Source organism: Vibrio orientalis CIP 102891 = ATCC 33934 (assembly GCF_000176235.1).
GTDB lineage: Bacteria > Pseudomonadota > Gammaproteobacteria > Enterobacterales > Vibrionaceae > Vibrio > Vibrio orientalis.
Window position 1 is genome coordinate 365,178 of sequence record NZ_ACZV01000005.1, and the last position, 23,470, is coordinate 388,647.

Below are 23,470 nucleotides of genomic sequence, written 5' to 3' on the forward strand. Positions count from 1 at the left end.
TATGGCAATCAAAGTATTAGTCGTTGATGATTCGAGTTTCTTCCGCCGTCGAGTAAGTGAAATCATAAATTCAGATGCTCGACTTGAAGTAATTGATATTGCTACTAACGGAAAAGAGGCAGTCGAGAAAGCGATTTCGATTAAGCCTGACGTGATTACGATGGATATTGAAATGCCAGTCATGGACGGTATAACAGCCGTTCGTGAAATCATGTCAAAGAGCCCTGTGCCAATTCTAATGTTCTCTTCTTTAACGCATGATGGTGCGAAAGCCACTTTAGATGCATTAGAAGCAGGGGCGCTCGATTTCCTACCTAAAAAGTTTGAAGATATTGCACGTAATCGAGATGAAGCGGTGTCATTGCTTCAGCAGCGTGTTATACAGATTGCATCTAAGCGCGCATCAATGCGCCGTGCCGCACCAATAAGAACAACGCCAGCTGCGTCTCCTGCAGCCAAGGCATCTCCGAGCACTCCGGCACGCTCTTCATTGCGTCCAGCAGCGCCGGTGGCTAAGTCGGCAGTATTAGGGCGATTTAAGGCAAGTGGTAAAAAGTATCAGTTAACGGCAATTGGTACTTCTACTGGCGGCCCGGTGGCCCTGCAGAAAATCTTAACTAAATTACCAGCTAACTATCCTCATCCTATTGTGTTGATTCAACACATGCCGGCTACTTTCACCGCTGCATTTGCGAGTCGTTTGAACTCGCTGTGTAAGATTCAAGTGAAAGAAGCTGAAGACGGAGACGCGCTAAAACCAGGTGTTGCTTATTTGGCTCCTGGTGGCAAGCAAATGATGCTCGAAGGGCGACCAGGTTCTGCGAAGCTTCGCATCATTGATGGTGGTGAGCGTATGAACTATAAGCCGTGTGTCGATGTAACATTTGGTAGTGCAGCCAAGATCTATTCTGATCAAGTGCTCTCCATGGTACTAACGGGTATGGGTGCTGATGGCCGTGAAGGCTCTCGCATGCTGAAGGGTGTTGGCTCGACAGTATGGGCTCAAGACGAAGAAAGTTGCGTTGTTTACGGCATGCCTCAGGCGGTGGCGAAAGCAGGGCTTTCTACGGAAGATCTCCCATTGGATAGAATTGCCGAGCGAATGTTAGTCGAAGTCGGTCTAGCATAGAGGTTCTCATGATTGTATGGAGTATAGCGAACCAAAAAGGGGGAGTGGGCAAAACGACCACAACCATTACTCTTGCTGGTTTGTTAAGTAAACAAGGAAAGCGTGTCCTGTTAGTGGATACTGACCCGCACGCATCTTTGACGACGTACCTTGGTTACGACTCTGATAATGTTCCTTCTAGCTTATTTGATTTGTTTCAACTTAAGGAATATACCGAGCAAACGGTGATGCCTTTAGTGATGCGTTCAGATATTGAAGGGATCGACCTAATTCCAGCGCATATGTCACTTGCGACATTGGATCGGGTAATGGGCAATCGAAGTGGTATGGGTTTAATCCTTAAACGAGCGCTGAATGCGATCCGTGGCCACTACGATTATGTATTGATTGATTGCCCTCCAATTCTTGGTGTAATGATGGTCAATGCTTTGGCGGCTAGCGACCGAATTTTAATTCCGGTGCAGACAGAGTTCCTAGCAATGAAAGGTCTAGAGCGTATGGTTCGTACCTTGGCTATCATGCAGAAGTCGCGCAATAAATCCTTTAATGTGACGATTGTTCCGACCATGTATGACAAACGGACTCGAGCTTCACTGCAAACATTACAGCAATTGAAGAAAGATTACCCAGGTCAAGTTTGGTCTTCTGCTGTGCCGATCGATACTAAATTTAGAGATGCGAGCTTAAAGCATTTGCCAGTGTCTCATTTTGCTTCAGGTAGTCGTGGTGTGTTTGCCTACAAGCAGCTATTGATTTTTCTAGAGAGGTTAGCCATCAATGACTAGCCAATCGATGCTTTCAAGTGAACAAGCTCTAGATGATTACTTCTCGGCTCTTCTTGCAGAGTCTGAGGAGCAGAGCCAAAATGAACTTGTAGAGTGTGATGTTGAGTCTATCGTTGCGTCAGAGCCAGAGGAGCAAGCACTTGAACCAATGGTTCAGTCCGTTGAAGAGAAAAGCTACTACCATCCTCCAGCAGTGGAGGTTGAGGTACCTAATCTCGAAGATGTAGAACGCCTACTTAAGCAGCTTGAATCAAGCAACCCAGTTGCCGAGTTAGAGCTTGAAGAGGTGATGGAGCAAAATACCGTCGACATCGCTGAAGTTGTTCGAACTGAACCTGAAGTAGTGACAGAGGAAATCCAAGACTGGACAGTTGAAGAGCCAGTGATCGAGGTAGAGACTGAAGTCGAACCTGAGATTGTTGTCCCAGAAGTTGAGCTGCCTCAGATCGATATCACGGTTGATACGGATACCGAGATAGAGACAGAGTTACAAACCGCCCAAGGCTCAAGTGATTTAGGCGAATGGCACTCAACAGAGCGTAATATCGATTTCCAGGTGCTCTATTTTGATGTGAACGGCGTGACGTTTGCTGTGCCATTGGATGAACTCGGTGGTATCCACCGCATTAGCGAAATGAATCATCTGATTGGTCGTCCTGGGTGGTATTTAGGTTTACAGACTAGCAGAGAAGCTCAGCTTGATGTGGTTGATACTGCAAAGTGGGTAATGCCAGAGAAGCTAAAAGGCGAAGAATACAAAGAGAGCTACCAGTACATTGTCATGTTAGGCGAAAGTATGTGGGGCTTGGCTTCTAGCGAGCTAAAAGGTACAGAATCATTAAATCCAGACATGGTACGCTGGCGTGAAACCGCAGGGAAACGCCCTTGGCTTGCCGGAATGGTCACAGAAAAAATGTGTGCTTTAATTCACGTCGAGGCATTGATAGCTATGCTTAATGCAGGACTTGATGTAAAAGCATTAGATAATTAGAACATTTATGCCTATTTGGGCTTAGAGAGGATAAGGTATGTCTCAAACTAATGAAGTCGAAGTAAGAAAAGAGCAGTCAAATGACGAAGTGCTTCAGTGGGTGACGTTCCAATTAGAAGAAGAAACTTACGGTATCAATGTAATGCAGGTACGTGAAGTACTTCGTTACACTGAGATTGCTCCAGTACCAGGTGCGCCAGACTACGTGCTAGGTATCATTAACCTACGTGGTAACGTTGTTACGGTTATTGATACTCGCTCTCGCTTTGGCCTTATGGAAGGTGAAATCACAGATAACACTCGTATTATCGTGATTGAATCTGAGCATCAAGTTATTGGTATTCTGGTTGATAGCGTTGCTGAAGTGGTTTACCTACGTTCTTCTGAGATCGATACCACACCAAGTGTTGGTACTGATGAAAGTGCGAAATTCATCCAAGGTGTTAGCAACCGTGATGGTAAGCTATTAATCCTAGTTGATTTGAATAAGCTACTGACTGATGAAGAATGGGATGAGATGGCTCACCTATAATGGAATTGAGTAGTTCGATGTTGAGTGCTCCAGTGATTGCTGGAGCAGTATCGTTTGTCGTCTTGATCATTGTTTTTGCATTGTTACGCCTAAAACAAGGACAAACGAAGTCTGCTGAGTATCAACGTCAGCAAACGCGCCATTTGGATAAAGAACTACAAAAAGCCAATAAACAACTTTTAGAAGTTCGTTCCGTTGTGGTCGGGTTAGGACAAAAAGTCAGTGAACAGCAAGATATTATCCAGCACTTAAATGAACGTATTACGGAATTAGAGCAAGCAGACAGTGATGGCCGTTTGTATTCTAGAGCCAGTAAAATGGTCCAGTTAGGCGCAGATATCAATGAGTTAATCGAAGAGTGCGAACTGCCAAAAGCAGAAGCTGAGCTGATGATGTCACTGCAGAAAAAAATTGCCGGACAAGAAAAAGTCCCTCCTCTCGAAAGTAGCCCCGATCGGCAAAAAGCCGCAGCGCGTAAGCGAACAATGAGAAGATAGAATACTAAAAAGTGCCACTCGGCACTTTTTTTATGCCCCTTTGTAACCATTTAGTGGTAGTTGTTTAAGCTTGTGTTTGAATATTAACAGATTCTTACGTAGTTTCGTGATTCGTATAGGTCTATTCCTATTTAGAGAATACGAGGCTGTGGTAAGATACAGCTTCGAAACTTACCTAGTGATCGCAAATGTTAGAAGTATCTCAACTTACCGCCATTCGAGATGAAAGAATTCTGTTTGAATCCCTGTCTTTTACGATTGATTCGGGCGAATTAGTTCAGGTCGAAGGTAGAAATGGTACCGGCAAAACAACCTTGCTGCGTATCATTACTGGGCTAGGGGACCGCGATAACGGGGAAATCTTTTGGAGTGGTGAGAATATCGAGTCCAATCGTGACCAATTTCACCAAGACCTTTTATTCCTAGGCCACCAAACCGGTGTTAAGCGCGAACTCACCGCCTACGAGAATTTACGTTTTTATCTGAGCATTCATTCTCGCCAATCCTTTGACAAGAACACGATTTACGATGCCTTGACCAAAGTGGGGTTAGCTGGTCGTGAAGACGTACCTGTCGGCCAGTTGTCAGCGGGTCAACAAAGACGTGTTGCGTTAGCACGTTTATGGTTGAGCGATCATAAGTTATGGATCCTTGATGAACCGCTAACTGCTATCGATAAGCAGGGGGTTAAGGTTCTCGAATCTCTCTTTTTGAAGCATGCTGAAAGTGGTGGCATAGTCATGTTGACGACTCACCAAGATATGTTCGCTGATAATCCTAAACTAAGAAAAATAAAACTAGGTGATTAATCATGCTTGGCACCATGAATAGTATTATAAGACGCGAACTGCTCATCGCCTTTCGCCGTCAAGCAGACATCTTTAACCCTCTGTGGTTTTTTATCATTGTTATTACGCTGTTTCCGTTAAGTATTGGACCAGAGCCCAATTTATTAGCGAGAATTGCTGCGGGTATAGTATGGGTGGCGGCGCTACTTTCAGCTTTGCTATCACTAGAACGCTTATTTAGAGATGACTTTCAAGACGGCGCGTTGGAACAAATGATGCTAATGCCTGTCCCATTACCGATAGTGGTTATCTCTAAGGTTATTGCACACTGGTTACTGACCGGTTTGCCGCTGATTTTAATCAGCCCACTGTTATCAATCCTGCTGTCATTAGACTTTAATACTTGGCTAGCAGTGGTATGTACCTTGTTAGTGGGGACACCAACACTGAGCTTTATCGGCGCAATTGGGGTCGCTCTAACGGTTGGGTTACAAAAAGGTGGTGTGTTACTGAGTTTGTTAGTACTGCCTCTTTATATTCCTATTTTGATTTTTGCGACGTCAGCGATTGATGCCGCATCATTAGGAATGGCGTATAACGGTCAATTGGCGATTCTTGGTGCAATGTTCATGGGAGCAATGACACTAACGCCTTTCGCAATTAGTGCAGCACTGAGAGTAAGTGTGAATTAATTGTTTTTGATCAAGCACGATTTTTTCCCTTTATATAAATTACAAAACTAATAATTGTCTAACGAAAAATTAGACGAACCTGAAGTAAGAGTGAGAACAACGATGTGGAAATGGCTCCATCCCTATGCCAAGCCTGAATCTGCTTACCAACTATGCGGTAAGCTCTTGCCATGGTTCTCCGTACTAGCGCTGTTATGTTTATCTATCGGCACTGTATGGGGTTTAGCCTTTGCTCCTTCTGATTATCAGCAAGGTGATAGCTTTAGAATCATTTACATTCATGTACCGTCAGCTATTTGGTCGATGGGTGTCTACATGTCGATGGCAATCGCAGCCTTTATCGGTATCGTTTGGCAGATTCGCCTGTCGGATATGGCCGCCTCAGCAATGGCACCGATCGGTGCTGTGTATACCTTTATTGCATTATTAACCGGTGCCATTTGGGGTAAACCAATGTGGGGCACATGGTGGGTATGGGATGCGCGTTTAACTTCTGAATTAATCCTTCTATTCCTCTACCTCGGTGTCATTGCGCTTTACCACGCGTTTGATGACCAGAAAACCGCGGCGAAAGCAGCAGGCATTCTTGCCATTGTCGGCGTTGTGAACCTACCTATCATTCACTTCTCTGTAGAGTGGTGGAATACCCTGCATCAGGGCGCGACAATCACAAAATTTGAGCAGCCATCGATTTCAAACGATATGCTGTGGCCACTGCTTCTAAATATTTTTGGTTTTGCTTTCTTCTTTGGTTCGGTGACGATGATCCGTTTACGTAATGAGATCATTAATAAAGAGAGCCATCGCCCTTGGGTGATGAAGTTAGCAACAGATAAATCTCAGAGAGGGTAATGAACGATGCATTTTGAATCTTTGAGTGAATTCTTTGCAATGGGTGGCTATGCAGGTTACGTCTGGGCTGCTTTTGGTATTACTTTTGGCGTGATGCTTGTTTTGTTTATCACTAGCGTTCGACGCGGTCGCACACTCCTCGATGAAGTGCAGGCGAAAGTGGATAGACAAGCACGTATTGATGCAGCGAAAAATTTGGAGAACACATTATGAACCCAAGACGTAAAAAGAGGCTCGGCATTGTTCTTGCGATCTTTATCGGGATCAGTGCAACCATCGGTTTGATGTTGTACGCCCTAAATCAGAATATGGATTTGTTCTACACGCCAACGGAATTGGTGAACGGTAAACCGGACGGAACCAAACCTCATGTAGGTCAGCGCTTACGTATTGGTGGTATGGTTGTTGAAGGCTCTGTTAAACGTGATGTTGAGTCTCTACGTGTTTCATTTGACCTTCATGATGTCGGCCCTAAAGTAACGATTGTTTATGATGGTATTCTTCCAGATCTTTTCCGTGAAGGGCAGGGTATTGTTGCTCAAGGCGTACTGCTAGATGAAACAACGGTTGAGGCATTCGAAGTGCTTGCGAAGCACGACGAAGAGTACATGCCACCAGAAGTTGCTGAAGCGATGAAAAAAACGCATGAACCGCTTCAATATACTGAACAACAAAAACAAGGAAGCGATCAATGATTGCTGAAATCGGTCACTTTGCACTGATCATCTCACTGGCATTTGCGGTACTGCTCAGTATCTTGCCACTGGTTGGTGCATCGAAAAATAATACTCTTTTAATGAACAGCGCCAGACCTTTGTCTTGGGGTATGTTCCTCCTGCTACTATTGTCGTTTTGTATTCTGCTTTGGGCATTTTATACCAACGATTTTACCCTTAACTATGTAGCAAGTAACTCGAATAGCCAGTTGCCTTGGTACTATCGCTTAACGGCGGTTTGGGGTGCGCACGAAGGTTCACTATTACTTTGGGTACTCATCCAAGCCGCGTGGACGGTTGCCGTTGCGATGTTTAGTCGCGGTATGCCACAAGAATCGGTTGCACGTGTGTTAGCGGTCATGGGCATGATCACGGTGGGCTTCCTACTGTTTATCATTCTAACCTCTAACCCATTCTTACGTACGTTGCCGTATTTCCCGGTTGATGGTCGTGACCTTAACCCGCTTCTACAAGATCCCGGGTTAATCATTCACCCACCTATGCTTTACATGGGTTACGTTGGTTTCTCTGTTGCGTTCTCTTTTGCTATCGCGTCATTGATGACAGGTCGCCTTGATACCGCATGGGCTCGTTGGTCTCGTCCTTGGACAACAGCAGCATGGTTGTTCCTAACACTTGGTATCGCTCTAGGTTCATGGTGGGCTTACTACGAACTTGGCTGGGGTGGCTGGTGGTTCTGGGATCCAGTAGAAAACGCTTCGTTCATGCCTTGGCTTGCTGGTACAGCATTGATGCACTCACTCGCCGTCACAGAAAAACGCGGCACGTTTAAAGCGTGGACGGTATTACTGGCGATCTCTGCATTCTCGTTAAGTCTACTGGGTACCTTCCTAGTTCGTTCTGGTATCTTGGTTTCGGTGCATGCGTTCGCATCGGATCCATCGCGAGGTATGTTTATCTTAGGCTTCCTCGTATTTGTTATTGGTGGCTCACTGCTTCTGTTCGCCGTAAAAGGTGCATCAGTACGTGTCCGTGGTAACTTTGATCTGGTTTCTCGTGAAAACGCACTATTAGCTAACAACGTTCTACTTATCGCGGCACTGGTTGTTGTTCTTGTGGGTACATTGCTACCACTCGTTCACAAACAAATTGGCTTAGGCTCAGTATCGATTGGTGCTCCGTTCTTTGACATGCTATTTGCTTGGTTGATGATTCCATTCTCATTCTTGCTTGGTATTGGTCCTCTGATTCGTTGGAAGCGTGATGACCTATCAAGCTTGAAAAAACCAATGCTGATTTCTGGTGTCGCATCACTGGTGCTTGCATTTGTTTTCACCACGCTACTGTCAGACTTCTTCTTAACCATGGCTTACATCGGTTGGGTAATGGCACTGTGGATCATCTTCATGCACGGTTTTGAACTGTACCAACGTGCGACACACCGTCACCCATTTATGGAAGGTGTGAAGAAACTTCAGCGTAGCCACTGGGCGATGATGATGGGCCATATTGGCTTAGCGGTATCTGTTATTGGTATCGCGATGGTGCAAAACTACAGCATTGAACGTGATGTGCGTTTAGCGCCGGGTGAGCATTTCCAAATTCAAGGTTATGACTTCTACTTTGAAGGTCTACGTGACAAAGATGGTCCTAACTATGATGGTTACATTGCGGACTTTGAAATTACTCATGATGGTAAATACATCAATACGCTTCATGCTGAAAAACGCTTCTATACCACAGCGCGTTCAATGATGACTGAAGCAGCGATTGATCGCGGATTTACTCGCGACCTTTACATCGCAATGGGCGAACGCCTAGATGACAATAAGTCGTGGGCGGTACGTATTTACTACAAACCATTTGTTCGTTGGATTTGGGCTGGTTCGCTATTGATGGCTCTAGGTGGTGCAATCGCAATTAGCGATAAACGTTACCGCTTCAGAAAGAGCACCAAGAAGCAGGAGGCATAATGAATAAGAAACTATTGTTTATTCCCCTAGTGGCATTCTTAGGCTTGGTGGCAGTTTTTGCCACCCAGCTAGTGAAAAACCAACATGGTGATGATCCAACCAAACTAGAATCTGTTTTGGTTGGTAAGGCAGTGCCAGAGTTCCGTCTTGAAGACCTAGCTGAACCGGGCAAACTTTATGACCAAGCGATCTTTAAAGGTGAGCCTTTACTGTTAAACGTTTGGGCAACTTGGTGTCCGACTTGTTACGCAGAGCACCAGTACCTAAATGAATTAGCTTCGCAAGGCGTTAAGATCATTGGTATGAACTACAAAGATGATCGTGAAAAAGCGGTTGGCTGGCTCAACGACTTAGGTAATCCGTACCTAATCAGCTTGTTTGATGGTAACGGTATGCTTGGTCTAGATTTAGGCGTCTATGGCGCACCTGAAACCTTCCTGATTGACGCGAATGGCGTTATTCGTTACCGCCATGTAGGCGATGTGAATACACGTAATTGGAGCGAAAAGCTCAAGCCAATGTATGAAGAGCTTATTGCGGAGGCGAAACAATGAAGAAGTGGATCCTCGCATTAGTTGCGTGTTTGACTTTCTCAATGACGGCTTACGCTACGATCGAAATCTATGAGTTTGATAACCTTGAGCAAGAGCATCAATTCAAAGAGTTAGGCAATACGCTTCGCTGTCCAAAATGTCAGAACAACACCATTGCCGATTCGAACGCTGAACTCGCGGTCGACCTGCGTCATAAAGTGTATGAGATGACCAAAGAAGGTAAGTCTAAGCAAGAGATCGTTGATTACATGATCGCTCGCTATGGTAACTTCGTGACTTATAACCCGCCGTTTACTATTGCAACCTCAATCCTCTGGCTTGGGCCAATTGCGGTTGTCTTATTTGGTTTCGGTTTGATCATCGTTCGCAGTCGCAAGCCGAAGGCAGTGAAAGAGCAAAATGATCAAGAGTGGGACTCTGACAAAGAAGCGCGCCTTAAAGCACTTCTTGATGAAGAAAAGAATGATGGAGACAAGCAGTAATGACACTATTTTGGATAGCCTCAGTCATTCTTATCGCAATCAGTATTTTGCTAATTGCACTGCCGTTTATTAAGAAGAAGTCAAACAACGACGAGCAACTTCGAGACGAACTCAACAAGGCGTTCTACAAAGATCGTTTATCTGAGCTTGAAGAAGAAGCCGATGAAGGCTTAGTTGAAAACCAACAAGACTTGATCGAGGACCTGAAGCAGTCGTTGCTTGATGACATTCCGGCTGATGAGAAGAAACACGATGAGAGCAATACCTCAGCGCTTGCTGTCATCATTCCATCTGCATTGCTAGTCATTGGCCTTTCTTACGGTCTTTACTTCAAATTTGGTGCATCAGATGACGTTCAGCAATGGCAAGAAGTAAGTGCTAACCTTCCTGCGCTGTCAAAAAAACTGATGTCTCCTGAAGGAGCTGAATTAAGTGAAGACGAAATGAGCGACCTGTCACTGGCACTTCGCACACGTCTACACTACCAACCTGACGATTCAACAGGCTGGCTATTGTTAGGTCGTATCGCACTTGCGAACCGTACAATCGACACAGCAATTGGTGCAATGAAAAAAGCATACAATCTTGAGTCAGATAACCCAGACGTTATGTTAGGTTACGCTCAGGCGTTGATGCTGTCGCAAGACGATGTCGATCAAGATAAAGCGCGTCGCCTGTTAGGTAAGCTAGTTCAAGATGACTACGTTGATCTACGCGTCTTCTCTTTACTGGCATTTGATGCTTATGAGCGTAAAGACTACCCTGCAGCGGTTCGTTACTGGAGTATTATGCAGCAGATGATTGGCCCGAAAGATTCTCGCTATGAAATGCTGTCTCGCAGTATTGAAAACGCGCAGAAGCAGATGGGTCAACAAGTTGGCACAGGTAAATCAGTGGCTATTACGATTAACGTTGGCGAGCAAGTGAATGCTGATCCTAACGCGTCACTCATCGTTTCCGTTCACACAGCAGACGGTTCTCCGATGCCGGTAGCCGCAGCCCGTTTCCCACTTGGTAGTTTCCCAAGAACGGTGGTTCTTGATGATGGTAATAGCATGCTGCAAGATCGTAAGCTATCATCTCTTGATTCATTAATGGTTCGTGTCCGCATTGATAGCGACGGTAATGTTGCGACTAAGGATGGGGACTGGTTTGGTGAGAGCGAAGCCGTTAAAATGGGTGAACCAGTTGAAGTTATGATTAATAATCAGTATTAATAGCTACTGTTTATAGATCGACGAAGGCCGGTGGAAACACCGGCCTTTTTTATGGAAATTATAATAATGAATAAGATAAAGCCGCAGTTAGGGATGTTACTGTGCTCTGCTCTTCTAATCACTGGGTGTGCGTCAGCGCCGAGTGAAGAGCCATTGGCAGGGGAGCCGCAAGTCTATGACCCTTTTGAGAGCTTTAACCGCTCGATGTGGACAATCAACTACGATTATTTAGACCCATACTTAGTTAAACCCGTTTCCTTGGCGTATGTGGATTATGTCCCTGTGCCTATTCGTAGTGGAATTGCAAACTTCCTAGGTAACTTGGATGAACCATCGAGCATGATCAATAATTTAGTCATGGGCAATGGCGATAAAGCGCTCGATCACTTTAACCGTTTTTGGATTAATACCACGTTGGGCTTAGGTGGTTTAATTGACGTAGCTTCAGAAGCAGGCATTACTGATCATAATGAAAAGGCGTTTAGTGACGCGATAGGTCATTATGGAGTAGGGAATGGGCCGTATGTGATGGTTCCGGCTTATGGCCCTTGGACTGTCAGAGAATCGGCTGACATAGTTGACGGTATGTACGTTCCTTTGTCTTACCTTAACATCTGGGCAGGGTTAGGTAAGTGGGCGCTTGAAGGCTTAGAGAGTCGCGCTGTGTTAGCGAAGCAAGAGTCATTACTCGATGACTCACCCGATCCATATGCATTAGTGCGTGATGTTTACGTTCAACGCCAAGACTTTAAGGCAGAGATTGAAACGGAAGACTATGATGCAGAAGAAGAAGCCTACCTAGATGAATATCTAGAAGACTTTTAAGCGCTTATTATTACAGATAGAAAAAAGGCTTGGTGTGAACCAAGCCTTTTGTGTTTTTAGCGTTGCTAAATTGGTCTTAGAACGTGTAGTTCGCTTGTACACCGATTAGCCAAATGCTACCTGTTACTTCGCCTTCGAAGCTACCGCCAGCGAGATCAGCTGCGGTATCTGATTCGTGCATTTTTGCGTCTTTAGCCAAGATGTAGGTAAAGCCAGCATCAAAGTTAAGTTGCTCAGACCACTGGTAACCAGCACCTACGCTCAACCATGTACGGTCAGTTTCTGGAATAGTTGCTGTACGATGCTCTTCGCTCACGGCTGACTCATCGTATGCTAGACCAGTACGTAGCGTTAGCTTAGCGTCAACTTGGTAAGTTGCGCCAATTGCGTAGCGCATATTGTCTTCCCAGTTTTCTTCTTTGATAAGGCTAGAGTCTTCGCCTGGGAAGTCAGCAACTAGCTTTTCAAAGCTGCTCCAGTCAGTCCAGTTGATGCTTGTATGAACCGCCAGCTTGTCATTTAGTTGGTGGTATGTCGCAAGCTCTGCTGTTGCAGGTAGTGCTAGGTTCATAGAACCAGCTTTCTTAGCCATTGGGTTCGCTGGGTTAAAACCAAAGCCGTTAGCGTGGCCTTCTAAAGTTAGGTCTACTTCAGATTTGTAAGTGAAGCCTACTCGGTTTGATTCATTGATTTGCCAAGCTGTACCTGCTTGCCATGCCCAAGCGGTATCATCACCTTCCATGTATTTTAGAGTCGTACCTGCTGGAAGTACTGCGCTTTGAGGTGAAGCAACTGCACCAAAGCTTCCTTCAGCGTCGATGTAACGAACGCCAGCACCGATACTTACTGCTTCAGTTAGCTGGTAAGCAGCATTTAGGTTTGCTTCTACTGAGTAAACACTCGCTTCGTTACCGTGGTTTGCACCTGCAAAGTCTTTGCCTAGTGATGTTTCCATGCCGTAGTTAGTACCAAGAGCAAAGCCTAGTGCAAATTTGTCGTTGTACTTATGTGAAACATAGAAGTTAGGGATAACTGCATCGTGTGCGAAATCTTTTGAGTTAGCTGGCAACTCAGCAGGACCGTAGCTGCTAGTACCGTTAACATCTACATTAGGATCTACATAGATAGCGCCTACTGAAATCTGCGTACCTTCTAGGTAAGTCAGCATTGCAGGGTTGCGCCATTGTGCACCTGCATTGTCAGCCATTGCTGCTTCACCAGCGTATGCGCGGCCTAGGCCTGTTGCAGAGTATTCTGCTAATTGGAAACCAGCTGCGTTTACTGTCGCTGACGTTGCCACTAGTCCACATGCCACTGCTAGTGAAAGGAGAGTCTTATTCGTTTTCATTGTAATGTTCGCTGAGATTGAGAGTTATCAGTCGGGGGATGATAAGTTTAGAGTCATTACTTTAAAAATAAAAAACAGTGTATTTAGTGTCTTTGGAGCTTAATGTTTCATAAGCGCAAATTCGTAGTGATTAATATTGCTTGTTAACGGTTTGTTTCTTCGTTTCAGCGAACACCTGTAGTGCATTGAAACGTTTTACGTATACAGTTGTACGCTTAAATCGGAAAGGCGGCGGAAGGAAGTCACGTAGAATGAGTGAGTTACGGGCAATAAAAAGGGCCAGTAAAAACTGGCCCTTGGAATCAAAGTGTAAGCTTAGCTTAGAAGCTGCGGCTGTACTGAAGACCCATTAGGATAGCATCTGCGTGTGTAGTACCAGATACATTTGTAAATGCGTAGCCAGTAGGGCTAGTTGTGCTAGGCAGAACTAAAGACTCGTTTACGTCCGTATCTTTACCCATTAGGTAGGTAAAGCCAAAGTCGATGTTTGACGCGCTATCGATGTGGTAAGTAAAGCCAGCAGAGAACCATTGACGATCTGAGTCAGGTACTGAGATAGATGTTAGGCTGTCTTGAGCACTTGTGTCGTACATGTAACCAGTACGTAGTGTCCAATCATTGTTTAGGTAGTAAGTACCACCGATCGCGTAACGCCATCCGTCTTGCCACTTGTAGTCTTTCTGATACGTAGAGCTTGCAGCGCCAAGTTGCGATTGTGACGGATCTAAGTTTTCGAAGTCAATTGTATCCATTGAGCTCCAGCCAATCCATTGAACACTGTAGTGAACTGCGAACTTAGTGTCTTCAATTTTATGGAAGCCTGAGAACTCAGCCATATCAGGTAGTGGTAGTGTTACTTTTTGTCCCGCATCGTCATCTGCAGTGAACTCAGGGCTGTAGCGGTAAGATAGACCGAAACGGTTGTTTTCATCTAGTTCGTAAACAGAGCCTAGGTTAAAGCCAACTGCCCAACCGTCTGCTTTATCTACATTTAGAAGGTAAGCCGCACTGTTTGTGCTTGGTACAGCTCGTTTGAATGTACCTTGACCGTAGATTAGGTCTAGACCTGCACCGAAGCTTAGCTGCTCGTTTACGCGGTAAGAACCAGCAAGACCTAGGTTAAAGCTTTTAACGTCAGTTAGACCGCCATATTCAGAAGCTACGTAGTTATCATCAAATTCAGTTTTTGTACCGAAGTTTGAGTATGCGTTAACACCCCATGCAAACTTGTCGTTTACAGGCACGATTAGGTGGATATTTGGTGCAATTGAAGTGTCGCCTGCATCGTCATAGTTAGCACTTGTTGAAGATACTGGAGTTGACTGGCCATTTGCAGGGTTGTAAACACCGCTAGAGTATGTTGCATCTTTAACTTCAATCATTGAAGTAATGCTTTCGAAACCTAGAGATAGCTCCATCTTGTCGAAAAGAGCCATAGCTGCTGGGTTACGAGCCATAACAGCTGCGTTATCAGCGATTACTGCATCACCGGCGAAAGCGCGGCCGATACCAGTTGCTGATTGTGCGTTAAGCTGGAAGCCGGCAGAGAGAGCTGGCTGCGAAGCGATAGTTGCGGTTGCGATAGTCACTGCTAATAGTGATTTTTTAAACAGACGCGTGTTGTTCATTGTTGCTTTTTCCTTTTCTCTTCGCCTCTTCTGGGCGATATTATTTGAGCAAAAGCTCAGTGGTGGCTGATACTAGACCCAAGTATAAGATATAGAAATCCGACCATTGCCAATTTGGACGATAAAATTATGAAAATGGCGTGTATCTGGCAGGATTGTGCTGGAAAAAGCATCTTTTTAGAGTTAAGACTCTACTTTTTATCTAAAAAAATGGCTTAGACGGAATATCTAAGCCATGAACTGGATCACAAAATGTTGCTTTTTTGTTAATTTAGAGGTTTGATGATATTTGCCAGATTTTTCGCGATTTTCGCCACATCTTCTCCCTCCTCACCGACAAGGATTAAGCTGGTATTCCCCATCGGTTCGATAATCCCTGCCATACCATCTTTATTAAAGTCGGTGGCGTGCTCACTTGGAATGCCGGTAAAGAACAGGGTAACTTTGCCTTTTTCACCTTGGAAAACCATGTGCATCGCATTGGATTTACCAAATCCGCAGTGATTTAAGTAATAGACATGGTAAGGAAAACTTTGTGAAAACTCATGGTCAAACGGCACCATCTTGGCGTTGATTTGCGAAGACTTAACTTGTTCATCAAGCTGCTCGACAAATGGCTTCTCTTCTACCACATGCTTCATTGCGGTGCTCGCTAGGCCTGCTTGGGCAGGAGAGACAACAATTTTGCCCCAGTTAATCTGGCCAATCAGTAAACCTGCGACAAAGGCGACCGATGCGGCCATTGCCATGGCTCGACGAGCAAAGGTCGGTCGTACAACGTTATTTTCGACAGACGAAGTTTGGTTAAACAGGATACGGTCGGCGAGATCATCAGGGACATCGACAGCCATTGCTTGAGCGATTTGCTTATCAAGATCCAGAATCTCATCAGCAAATTGACTGTTCTTGTCGCTGCTTCTGATTGCGGCATTGATTTCGCTGTCGCGCTGTTTAGGGTCGGACATAATGCGTCGACGGAACTCTAATTCATCCATTTTGCTGTCCTCTCTGTTTACTGTCTGAATCTAACATCTCTTTGAGTTGGTTCCTTGCCCTAAATAACCGCGTCATAACGGTGTTTTTATTTAGGTCAAGGATCTCTCCGATCTCTTCGCCACTGAAGCCACCCACAACTTGTAAAAACAGCGGCTCCCGATACTCTTCTTCGAGCTTCATTATCTGAGCTTGAACCCACTCGGTTTGGTGATGGGGGTCGTCCGATACTTTAGCATCATTGCCGTGATCGTCGATATCCACTAAATCAAACTGTTTGCGTTCAAAGCGGCGCGCGTTCTCGCGTCTTAATATGGTGATAAGCCATGACTTTGCCGCTTTCTCGTCTTGTAGGCTATCGAGTGACTTCCATGCGCGTAGACACGTCTCCTGAACTAAATCCTCAGAAATAGTCGGATCCTTACACAACCAATATGCGTAACGATACAAGTCTCGATGATAGGCCCTTACAAGCGCTTCATATTTTCTTTGTCTGTCCATATCCGAGTTGACCGGGTCTTTGGACTTTTTCTTTCCGAAAAATTGAATAATTGACACATGAGCCTCCCTCGTTGCTCTGTGATTTCTTATTGTTCTGGCGTTATCCGATAGCTAAGTTATTGAGTAACGGTCATTCTGATTGGTGCTATTGATATACCTGTCAGCGCTTTTCCGCTGGAAAAAACGCGAGTTAGTCGTGAATTTGTATTGCTGGTGCGAATATAAGCAGCCAAGCAAGGGACAAATCGACCTAAAATTGATCTATTTCAAAATTTGTCTCACTCTAGCGGTTATAGTAGCACCTGTCATCTAGTCGGTGTTTACACTGACAAGTTGAGCAAGATGACACTTCCTTTTGAAGGCTGACTTTACTTTCTCCTAATCAGGAAACTGATTATTTCAATTGGCGTTACGTTAATTGCTTTATATATTCCGACCACACAGTTATGTGTGGTTTTTTTTTGCCTGAAATTCACAAAAACACGTCTATTTGTAAAAGTTACATTAAGTTGACTCGTTAAGAACTCTGAACAGTATCATAGGCTTACTAATCCACCCTTGTCAGGAATCTGGCTTAAGTCACGTTTATTCAAACGACCGTTTGATTGAATTAACATTCTCGTTACAATGATTCTGGTCAGACCTCTATTTATTTTAAGGAGCAACAATGGGCAAGCAGGAAGTGAAAACTCGCTCAGGAGAACGTGTGGCAATTGTCGCAGGTTTGCGCACGCCTTTTGCACGTCAAAGTACCGAATTTAGCCAAGTACCAGCCGTGGATTTAGGCAAAATGGTGGTGAGCGATATGCTTGCTCGTACCGAAATTGACCCTAAGTTGATTGAACAAGTGGTATTTGGTCAGGTAGTTCAAATGCCTGAAGCGCCAAACATCGCTCGTGAGATTGTGTTAGGCACAGGTATGAATATCCATACTGACGCGTACAGTGTGACGCGCGCTTGTGCGACCAGCTTTCAATCAGCGGTCAATGTCGCTGAAAGTATCATGTCGGGCACCATTGATGTCGGCATTGCGGGCGGTGCGGATTCCTCTTCTGTATTACCAATTGGTGTTTCAAAAAAGCTAGCGGCAAATTTACTTGCGCTAAGCAAAACCAAAACGTTGAGTCAAAAACTCAAGATCCTAAAAACATTGTCATTGAAAGATTTAATGCCAGTGCCACCTGCTGTCGCTGAGTATTCAACGGGTCTATCAATGGGCCAAACCGCCGAGCAGATGGCAAAATCACACGGAATTAGCCGCCAAGCGCAGGATGAACTTGCGCATCGTTCACATACTTTGGCAGCGCAAGCTTGGAACGACGGAAAAATTGAAGGGGAGGTGATGACTGCTTTCCCTGAGCCGTACAAAAAGTGGATTTCAAAAGATAACAACATCCGTGAAGATTCTACGATGGAAGGCTATGCGAAGTTACGTCCAGCATTCGATCGACAATATGGCAGTGTGACTGCGGCGAACAGTACGCCTTTAACCGATGGCGCAGCAGCGATCATGCTGATGCGTGAAGGCAAAGCGAAAGAGCTTGGCCTAGATATCATGGGTTACATTCGCTCATACGCATTTTCAGCGATTGGTGTTGAAAGCGATATGCTGATGGGGCCTTCTTATGCGACTCCAATGGCTCTAGATCGCGCAGGTATCACGCTAGCAGATTTGACTTTGATAGATATGCATGAGGCTTTTGCCGCTCAAGCTCTGTCTAACGTGAAGATGTTCGGTAGTGACAAGTTTGCGCAAGAAAAACTTGGCCGAGCAAAAGCGATCGGCGAGATCGATATGGATAAGTTTAATGTTCTTGGGGGCTCTATCGCTTATGGTCACCCATTTGCAGCGACTGGCGCACGTATGATCACTCAAACATTAAGAGAGCTACAACGCCGAGGTGGTGGTCTTGCACTTAACACGGCTTGTGCAGCAGGTGGTTTGGGCGCGGCAATGGTACTGGAGGTAGAGTAATGAGCGAGCAAACGGCATTTAACTTATCTATTGATGAACAAAATATCGCTTGGTTATCTATCGATGTACCAGGCGAAAAAATGAATACGCTACAGGCAGCGTTTGCCGAAGAAATGGAAGCGATCTTCGCTCAATTGGCAGAGAAACAGTCAACGATTAAAGGTTTGATTGTCCATTCTCTTAAGCCTGATAATTTTATCGCAGGTGCTGATGTTCGCATGTTAGATGCATGTACTAGTGCTAAAGAAGCACAAGCATTGGCTGAAAAAGGTCAGCAAATGTTTCAGCAATTGTCTGATCTGCCTTATCCAGTGGTTGCAGCAATCCATGGCCCGTGTCTTGGCGGTGGTTTAGAGCTGGCGCTTGCGTGTGATTATCGAGTATGTACAGATTCAGATAAGACGCGCTTAGGTCTGCCTGAAGTACAGCTTGGTTTACTACCGGGTTCGGGCGGAACGCAACGTTTACCGCGTTTAATTGGTCTGCTTCCATCGCTTGATCTTATTCTTACTGGTAAGCAGCTTCGAGCGAAGAAAGCGAAGAAGCTAGGTGTTGCTGACGCCGTTGTACCTGAGACGATTTTGCTAGAAGTCGCAAAGAGCTTTGTTGAGAAGAATTCAGGTAAGAGCAAGAGTAAACGCAAAGCATCAACCAAAGAGAAGCTAATCTCAAATACAGGCTTAGGTCGTAAAGTTATTTTTGAGCAAGCCGCGAAAAAGACCAACCAAAAGACACGTGGTAATTACCCTGCCGCTGACGCGATTCTAGAAGTGATTCGATTTGGTTTAGAAAAAGGCTTTGAGCAAGGGCAGCAGAAAGAAGCCGAACGATTTGGTGAACTGGTGATGACATCAGAATCGAAAGCGCTTCGCTCAATCTTCTTCGCGACGACAGAGATGAAGAAAGAGCACGGCAGCGATGCTGATCCAAAAGCGATTGCCAATGCCGCGGTGTTAGGTGGTGGTTTGATGGGCGCAGGCATTAGTCACGTGAGCGTGGCCAAAGCCAAAGTCCCAACCCGTATTAAAGATGTGTCGAATGATGGTGTCTTGAATGCGCTGAAATACAACTTTAAGTTGTTCGAAAAGCAGCGAAAACGCCGCATTATCTCAAAAGCTCAACTGCAAAGTAAGATGCTGCAGTTATCGGGAGGGGTAGACTTCACACGCTTTAACCATACTGACATTGTCATTGAAGCGGTATTTGAAGATTTAGACCTTAAACAGAAGATGGTCGCAGATGTCGAAGAGAACGCTAAAGATAGCACCATTTTCGCGACTAATACATCGTCACTCCCAATTCATCAGATTGCAGAGAAAGCGCAGCGCCCTGAAAACGTCGTCGGCCTTCACTACTTTAGCCCAGTAGAGAAAATGCCTTTGGTAGAGGTTATTCCTCACGAAACGACATCAGATGAAACGATTTCTACAGTGGTTGAGTTTGCTCGTAAGCAAGGTAAAACGCCGATTGTGGTTAAAGACTGCGCGGGCTTTTACGTAAACCGCATTCTTGCGCCGTACATGAATGAAGCCGCGCAAGTACTGCTGTCTGGTGAGCCGATTGAGCAACTAGATAAAGCACTACTTAACTTTGGTTTCCCAGTCGGCCCAATCACGCTGCTTGATGAAGTTGGTGTAGATATTGGCGCGAAAATCATGCCGATTTTAGTAGCAGAATTAGGCGGGCGCTTCCAAGGTCCTGATGTGTTCGACAAGCTCCTCAATGACGGCCGAAAAGGGCGTAAGAGTGGTAAAGGTTTCTACACATATAAAGGTAAGAAAAAAGAAGTCGATAAATCGATTTACAAGCTTCTTGGCTTAAACCCTGAATCAAGTCTTGCTGAGAAAGATATTGCCATGCGTTGTGTGCTGCCAATGCTTAATGAAGCAGTACGCTGTCTAGATGAAGGCATTATCCGCAGTCCTAGAGATGGTGATATTGGCGCGATCTTCGGTATTGGTTTCCCTCCTTTCCTTGGCGGTCCATTCCGTTACATGGATCAAATTGGTATCAAACAGCTTGTTGAGATAATGAACGAACACGCGAAGAAATATGGTGATCGATTTGCCCCATGTGACGGTCTACTGACCAGAGCGGGTATTGACGCTAAATTCTATCCATAGAGATAGTTAAATGAAAAGGCGAACCAAGAGGTTCGCCTTTTTAGTTTGTGACAGTTATTATCAAGAAGAAAACGAGAAAATTAAAAAGGAAGTCAAATGGATGCTCTAGATTTGTTGCTCAATCGTCGCTCAATTGCAAAGTTGTCAGAGCCAGCTCCAGAAGGTCACGCCCTAGAAAATATTATCCGCGCGGGACTACGTGCGCCAGACCATGCAGGTCTGACTCCGTGGCGTTTTGTTATTGCGCAAGGAGAAGGGTTAAGCAAGTTATCCGATATCTTAGTTAAAGCAGCTGAAGCAGAACAAAGCGAGCAATCGGTCGTCGACAAGGTTAAGAACGCACCTTTTAGAGCACCAATGGTGATCACGGTGATCGCCAAAGTAACTGAGCACGAAAAAGTGCCTGCTATTGAGCAGCACTTATCCGCTGGTTGCGCAGTGCAGGCAATGCAGATGGCAGCGGTGGCTCAAGGTTTCCAAGGTTTTTGGCGTTCAGGAAAGTGGATGTTCCATCCAGAAGTACACCAAGCATTTGGTCTAGAAGGTGAAGATGAAATCGTCGGCTTCTTATATCTTGGTACCCCAAGCTGTACACCGATGAAAGTACCAGAGCGTGATTTGACCAAGTTCGTTGAGTATTTATAGCGTATGAAAAAAGAGCTCGGTCAGTAACCGAGCTCTTTTTTTAGTGAATGTTGTAGGCGATGACAAAGTCGATAAACAATCGCACCTTTTCAGGTAAATGATCTTTGTGGTTGTACAGCATGTATATGTCGCGCGGGTTAGCGCTCCAGTTTTCTAGTACTCGCACTAAGCTACCATCATCAATATATTCTTTGATCATTACGTCTGGCATCAAGGTAATTCCGAGACCGTCAGAACACGCACTTCTCACCACATTTAAGGTGTTAGCTTGGAAACGGCCTTTGTCATTATTTACCACAATTTCGCCACTGTTATTAGACAGCTGCCATTTCAGTAAAGGTGCTCCTTTTAGCAGCGAGTGCTGATGTAACTCTTCAGCATGCTGAGGTGCAGGGTATTTCTTTAGATACTCTGGGCTAGCAACAAGAATGTCCTCGACAGCACTGATTTTACGCGCAATCAGGCTAGAGTCACGTTGAGGGCCTACTCGGAAGATAACGTCCCACTCGGTAGGATCTAATTGATCAGCCTGATTGCTTGTAGTGAGTTCAATGTTGATGTCTGGGTATTGGATCATGAAGCCATTAAACATTGGCATCATCATACGCTTGGTGAGATTCGAAGGTGCAATGATACGGATTTTGCCCGCAGCTCCACGGCATTCATCGGTAATTTCTTCCGCCGCACACGTTAGGCGGTTTAATAACGGGGAGCATTCGTTAAAAAAGCGTTCACCTGCCTCTGTAAGAGAAAGTTTACGGGCGTGGCGATTCAGCAGACGGAGGTTTAATGACTCCTCTAATGCTTGAATACGTCGCGTAATTGTCGCAACAGGGATCATCGTTTTACGGGAAGTTGCTGTATAGCTCCCATTTTCTACGACAAGCCTAAATAGGTTTAGATCATCTAGTTTCATTATGTCGGACACACTTTTTTACGAATTCGGTTAATTTATATGTATATCAAATGTCAAAGCTTGAGTCACATCAACAAGTTTATAGAAAGTTGATATTCCATACATATAGTATGCAACCTAGCCTCAAAGTGGAAGATTTGTATAAATCACCGTTCAAGACTACTTTTTAAAGAGTGTGTGAAACAATCGACAAGAATAACAATAAAAATACAGTTGTGCTCTAAGTTGTGTGAGGCGTAGGTATTATGCATAAGACAATAGAAGTTGGAACCAATGCGGCTATGCCTGTCGCTGCGGCTCAAAAACTGATTATGCTGGTGGACGATGACCCTATATTTCGTCGTATTACATCGGGCTTTTTAGAAGCTCAAGGCTATAAAGTGGTTGAAGCCGAAGATGGCCTCGATGGCTTACAGAAACTTCGTAGTCATGAACCAGATCTGATTCTGTGTGATCTCTCTATGCCGATTCTGGACGGAATCGAGTTTGTTGAAGAAGTCAGCTTAGAATACCCATCAATGCCACTTATCGTGGTCTCTGCCACTGACGACATCGCCGATGTGGCTAAAGCGTTACGTTTCGGTATTAAAGATTTTCTTCCTAAACCTATTGGCAATCATGAGCACCTTGCGTGTGCGATTGAAAATACGCTTGATGATTCAGATAATCATCTTAGCGATCAGCGTGACTTCTCAAGCCAATGGTTCCGAGTTGATAGTGGCGATGTTCCAGAAGAGCAAGAGCTGCACTGGCACCTTGAATACCTAGATGACAACCCAAGTGCGGCGAAAGATCTGTTGCACGCTTTACTTCCGGATAAAGACACCTCTCAAGGAGACTGGAAGTGTGGCTATCGCCTTTTACAATCAACCGATGTCATGCCCCTCGTTGTGGATTACGCGTGGCTTATGAATGGTCAATTTGCTTTTTACCTCGTGGATTCGAATAGTGAAGGGCAGCATGGCGCAGCGACAACCTTGCTGGTACGAGCCCTGTTCCATGACTACCTACGTAACCTTAAATCGTTTAATGCTGACTTAAAAGATATCGCGACTTTACTAGAGAAAGGGATCAAATGTTCCGATTGCAGTACGCCAGTAAAGGCCTTGTTTGGCATCGCTGACTTATCTGAAGGGACGTTGTCGATCTTGCCGGCAGGTTTAGACGCGCAGTGGGCCAATGGTTATATCTCTCAACACATCCCCGCTGGTGAAATGTTAGGTGATAACTGCCTTAAGAACTTTATCACCACCGATTTAAACATTCAGTCTGCTTGCCAGTTATCGCTAAGCTGCCTAGGTTCAAGTAGCTTTAGTTTAGATATCTATCGTGGAGCCAGTGCCTAAC

24 protein-coding genes are annotated in these 23,470 nt (G+C 45.0%); 19 read left to right on the top strand and 5 right to left on the bottom strand.

What is annotated here, in order from left to right; translation table 11 throughout:
• Nucleotide 1: 1 nt before the first annotated feature.
• The 15 genes from VIA_RS12195 to VIA_RS12265 all read left to right on the top strand — a co-directional run bounded on the left by VIA_RS12195 (nucleotide 2) and on the right by VIA_RS12265 (nucleotide 11,994).
• Entirely contained in the window at nucleotides 2-1,129 is a 1,128-nt protein-coding gene (locus tag VIA_RS12195) for a protein-glutamate methylesterase/protein-glutamine glutaminase (protein WP_004413309.1), read from the top strand.
• Nucleotides 1,130-1,137: 8 nt separating this feature from the next.
• The gene (locus VIA_RS12200) at nucleotides 1,138-1,914 is read left to right on the top strand and encodes a ParA family protein (RefSeq protein ID WP_004417136.1); all 777 of its coding nucleotides are present in this window, start codon (nucleotides 1,138-1,140) and stop codon (nucleotides 1,912-1,914) included.
• Nucleotides 1,907-2,905: a chemotaxis protein CheW gene (locus VIA_RS12205; protein ID WP_004413311.1), complete on the top strand. Its 999-nt coding sequence runs from the start codon at nucleotides 1,907-1,909 to the stop codon at nucleotides 2,903-2,905. The genes VIA_RS12200 and VIA_RS12205 overlap by 8 nt, the downstream gene beginning before the upstream one ends.
• A 37-nt stretch (nucleotides 2,906-2,942) precedes the next feature.
• The gene (locus VIA_RS12210; protein WP_004413313.1) at nucleotides 2,943-3,437 is read left to right on the top strand and encodes a chemotaxis protein CheW; all 495 of its coding nucleotides are present in this window, start codon (nucleotides 2,943-2,945) and stop codon (nucleotides 3,435-3,437) included.
• Nucleotides 3,437-3,934: a DUF2802 domain-containing protein gene (locus VIA_RS12215; protein WP_038211084.1), complete on the top strand. Its 498-nt coding sequence runs from the start codon at nucleotides 3,437-3,439 to the stop codon at nucleotides 3,932-3,934. Before VIA_RS12210 ends, VIA_RS12215 begins: the two co-directional genes overlap by 1 nt.
• Nucleotides 3,935-4,122: 188 nt before the next feature.
• The gene (gene ccmA / locus VIA_RS12220; protein WP_004413316.1) at nucleotides 4,123-4,743 is read left to right on the top strand and encodes a cytochrome c biogenesis heme-transporting ATPase CcmA; all 621 of its coding nucleotides are present in this window, start codon (nucleotides 4,123-4,125) and stop codon (nucleotides 4,741-4,743) included.
• Between the two features lie 2 nt (nucleotides 4,744-4,745).
• On the top strand, nucleotides 4,746-5,414 hold the full coding sequence (gene ccmB / locus VIA_RS12225) for a heme exporter protein CcmB (protein WP_004413317.1): 669 nt from the start codon (nucleotides 4,746-4,748) through the stop codon (nucleotides 5,412-5,414).
• Between the two features lie 102 nt (nucleotides 5,415-5,516).
• Nucleotides 5,517-6,266 (top strand): heme ABC transporter permease, encoded by a 750-nt coding sequence (locus tag VIA_RS12230; protein WP_004413318.1) that lies wholly within the window; start codon nucleotides 5,517-5,519, stop codon nucleotides 6,264-6,266.
• Between the two features lie 6 nt (nucleotides 6,267-6,272).
• On the top strand, nucleotides 6,273-6,479 hold the full coding sequence (gene ccmD, locus VIA_RS12235; protein ID WP_004413319.1) for a heme exporter protein CcmD: 207 nt from the start codon (nucleotides 6,273-6,275) through the stop codon (nucleotides 6,477-6,479).
• Nucleotides 6,476-6,961, top strand: coding sequence for a cytochrome c maturation protein CcmE (gene ccmE / locus VIA_RS12240; RefSeq protein WP_004413320.1), 486 nt, complete (start codon nucleotides 6,476-6,478; stop codon nucleotides 6,959-6,961). The genes ccmD and ccmE overlap by 4 nt, the downstream gene beginning before the upstream one ends.
• The gene (locus tag VIA_RS12245) at nucleotides 6,958-8,916 is read left to right on the top strand and encodes a heme lyase CcmF/NrfE family subunit (protein ID WP_004413321.1); all 1,959 of its coding nucleotides are present in this window, start codon (nucleotides 6,958-6,960) and stop codon (nucleotides 8,914-8,916) included. Before ccmE ends, VIA_RS12245 begins: the two co-directional genes overlap by 4 nt.
• Complete coding sequence (locus VIA_RS12250) at nucleotides 8,916-9,470, top strand: DsbE family thiol:disulfide interchange protein (protein ID WP_004413322.1); 555 nt, start codon at nucleotides 8,916-8,918, stop codon at nucleotides 9,468-9,470. Before VIA_RS12245 ends, VIA_RS12250 begins: the two co-directional genes overlap by 1 nt.
• The gene (locus tag VIA_RS12255; RefSeq protein ID WP_004417140.1) at nucleotides 9,467-9,952 is read left to right on the top strand and encodes a cytochrome c-type biogenesis protein; all 486 of its coding nucleotides are present in this window, start codon (nucleotides 9,467-9,469) and stop codon (nucleotides 9,950-9,952) included. The genes VIA_RS12250 and VIA_RS12255 overlap by 4 nt, the downstream gene beginning before the upstream one ends.
• Nucleotides 9,952-11,169: a c-type cytochrome biogenesis protein CcmI gene (gene ccmI, locus VIA_RS12260; protein WP_004413324.1), complete on the top strand. Its 1,218-nt coding sequence runs from the start codon at nucleotides 9,952-9,954 to the stop codon at nucleotides 11,167-11,169. Before VIA_RS12255 ends, ccmI begins: the two co-directional genes overlap by 1 nt.
• 66 nt (nucleotides 11,170-11,235) lie before the next feature.
• Entirely contained in the window at nucleotides 11,236-11,994 is a 759-nt protein-coding gene (locus VIA_RS12265; RefSeq protein ID WP_004413325.1) for an MlaA family lipoprotein, read from the top strand.
• A 76-nt stretch (nucleotides 11,995-12,070) separates the two neighbouring features.
• Here the strand turns inward: VIA_RS12265 and VIA_RS12270 are convergent, their stop codons facing one another.
• The 4 genes from VIA_RS12270 to VIA_RS12285 all read right to left on the bottom strand — a co-directional run bounded on the left by VIA_RS12270 (nucleotide 12,071) and on the right by VIA_RS12285 (nucleotide 16,464).
• Nucleotides 12,071-13,342 (bottom strand): outer membrane protein transport protein, encoded by a 1,272-nt coding sequence (locus VIA_RS12270; RefSeq protein WP_004413326.1) that lies wholly within the window; start codon nucleotides 13,340-13,342, stop codon nucleotides 12,071-12,073.
• 320 nt (nucleotides 13,343-13,662) lie between these two features.
• On the bottom strand, nucleotides 13,663-14,970 hold the full coding sequence (locus tag VIA_RS12275; protein WP_004413327.1) for an outer membrane protein transport protein: 1,308 nt from the start codon (nucleotides 14,968-14,970) through the stop codon (nucleotides 13,663-13,665).
• Nucleotides 14,971-15,236: 266 nt separating this feature from the next.
• Nucleotides 15,237-15,965, bottom strand: coding sequence for a DUF3379 domain-containing protein (locus VIA_RS12280; RefSeq protein WP_004413328.1), 729 nt, complete (start codon nucleotides 15,963-15,965; stop codon nucleotides 15,237-15,239).
• Nucleotides 15,958-16,464, bottom strand: a complete 507-nt coding sequence (locus VIA_RS12285) for a sigma-70 family RNA polymerase sigma factor (RefSeq protein ID WP_412774851.1) — start codon at nucleotides 16,462-16,464, stop codon at nucleotides 15,958-15,960. Before VIA_RS12285 ends, VIA_RS12280 begins: the two co-directional genes overlap by 8 nt.
• Before the next feature lie 667 nt (nucleotides 16,465-17,131).
• Here VIA_RS12285 and fadI point away from each other — a divergent pair.
• From fadI to VIA_RS12300, 3 genes are all read left to right on the top strand, one after another.
• Nucleotides 17,132-18,439 (top strand): acetyl-CoA C-acyltransferase FadI, encoded by a 1,308-nt coding sequence (fadI, locus tag VIA_RS12290; protein WP_004413330.1) that lies wholly within the window; start codon nucleotides 17,132-17,134, stop codon nucleotides 18,437-18,439.
• On the top strand, nucleotides 18,439-20,562 hold the full coding sequence (gene fadJ, locus VIA_RS12295) for a fatty acid oxidation complex subunit alpha FadJ (protein ID WP_004413331.1): 2,124 nt from the start codon (nucleotides 18,439-18,441) through the stop codon (nucleotides 20,560-20,562). The genes fadI and fadJ overlap by 1 nt, the downstream gene beginning before the upstream one ends.
• 96 nt (nucleotides 20,563-20,658) lie before the next feature.
• Complete coding sequence (locus VIA_RS12300; protein ID WP_004413332.1) at nucleotides 20,659-21,207, top strand: NAD(P)H nitroreductase; 549 nt, start codon at nucleotides 20,659-20,661, stop codon at nucleotides 21,205-21,207.
• Between the two features lie 40 nt (nucleotides 21,208-21,247).
• Here the strand turns inward: VIA_RS12300 and VIA_RS12305 are convergent, their stop codons facing one another.
• On the bottom strand, nucleotides 21,248-22,123 hold the full coding sequence (locus VIA_RS12305) for a LysR family transcriptional regulator (RefSeq protein WP_004413333.1): 876 nt from the start codon (nucleotides 22,121-22,123) through the stop codon (nucleotides 21,248-21,250).
• A 245-nt stretch (nucleotides 22,124-22,368) separates the two neighbouring features.
• Between VIA_RS12305 and VIA_RS12310 the strand changes: the two genes are divergently transcribed.
• Entirely contained in the window at nucleotides 22,369-23,469 is a 1,101-nt protein-coding gene (locus VIA_RS12310; RefSeq protein WP_004413334.1) for a response regulator, read from the top strand.
• The last annotated feature ends 1 nt before the right edge of the window (nucleotide 23,470 follow it).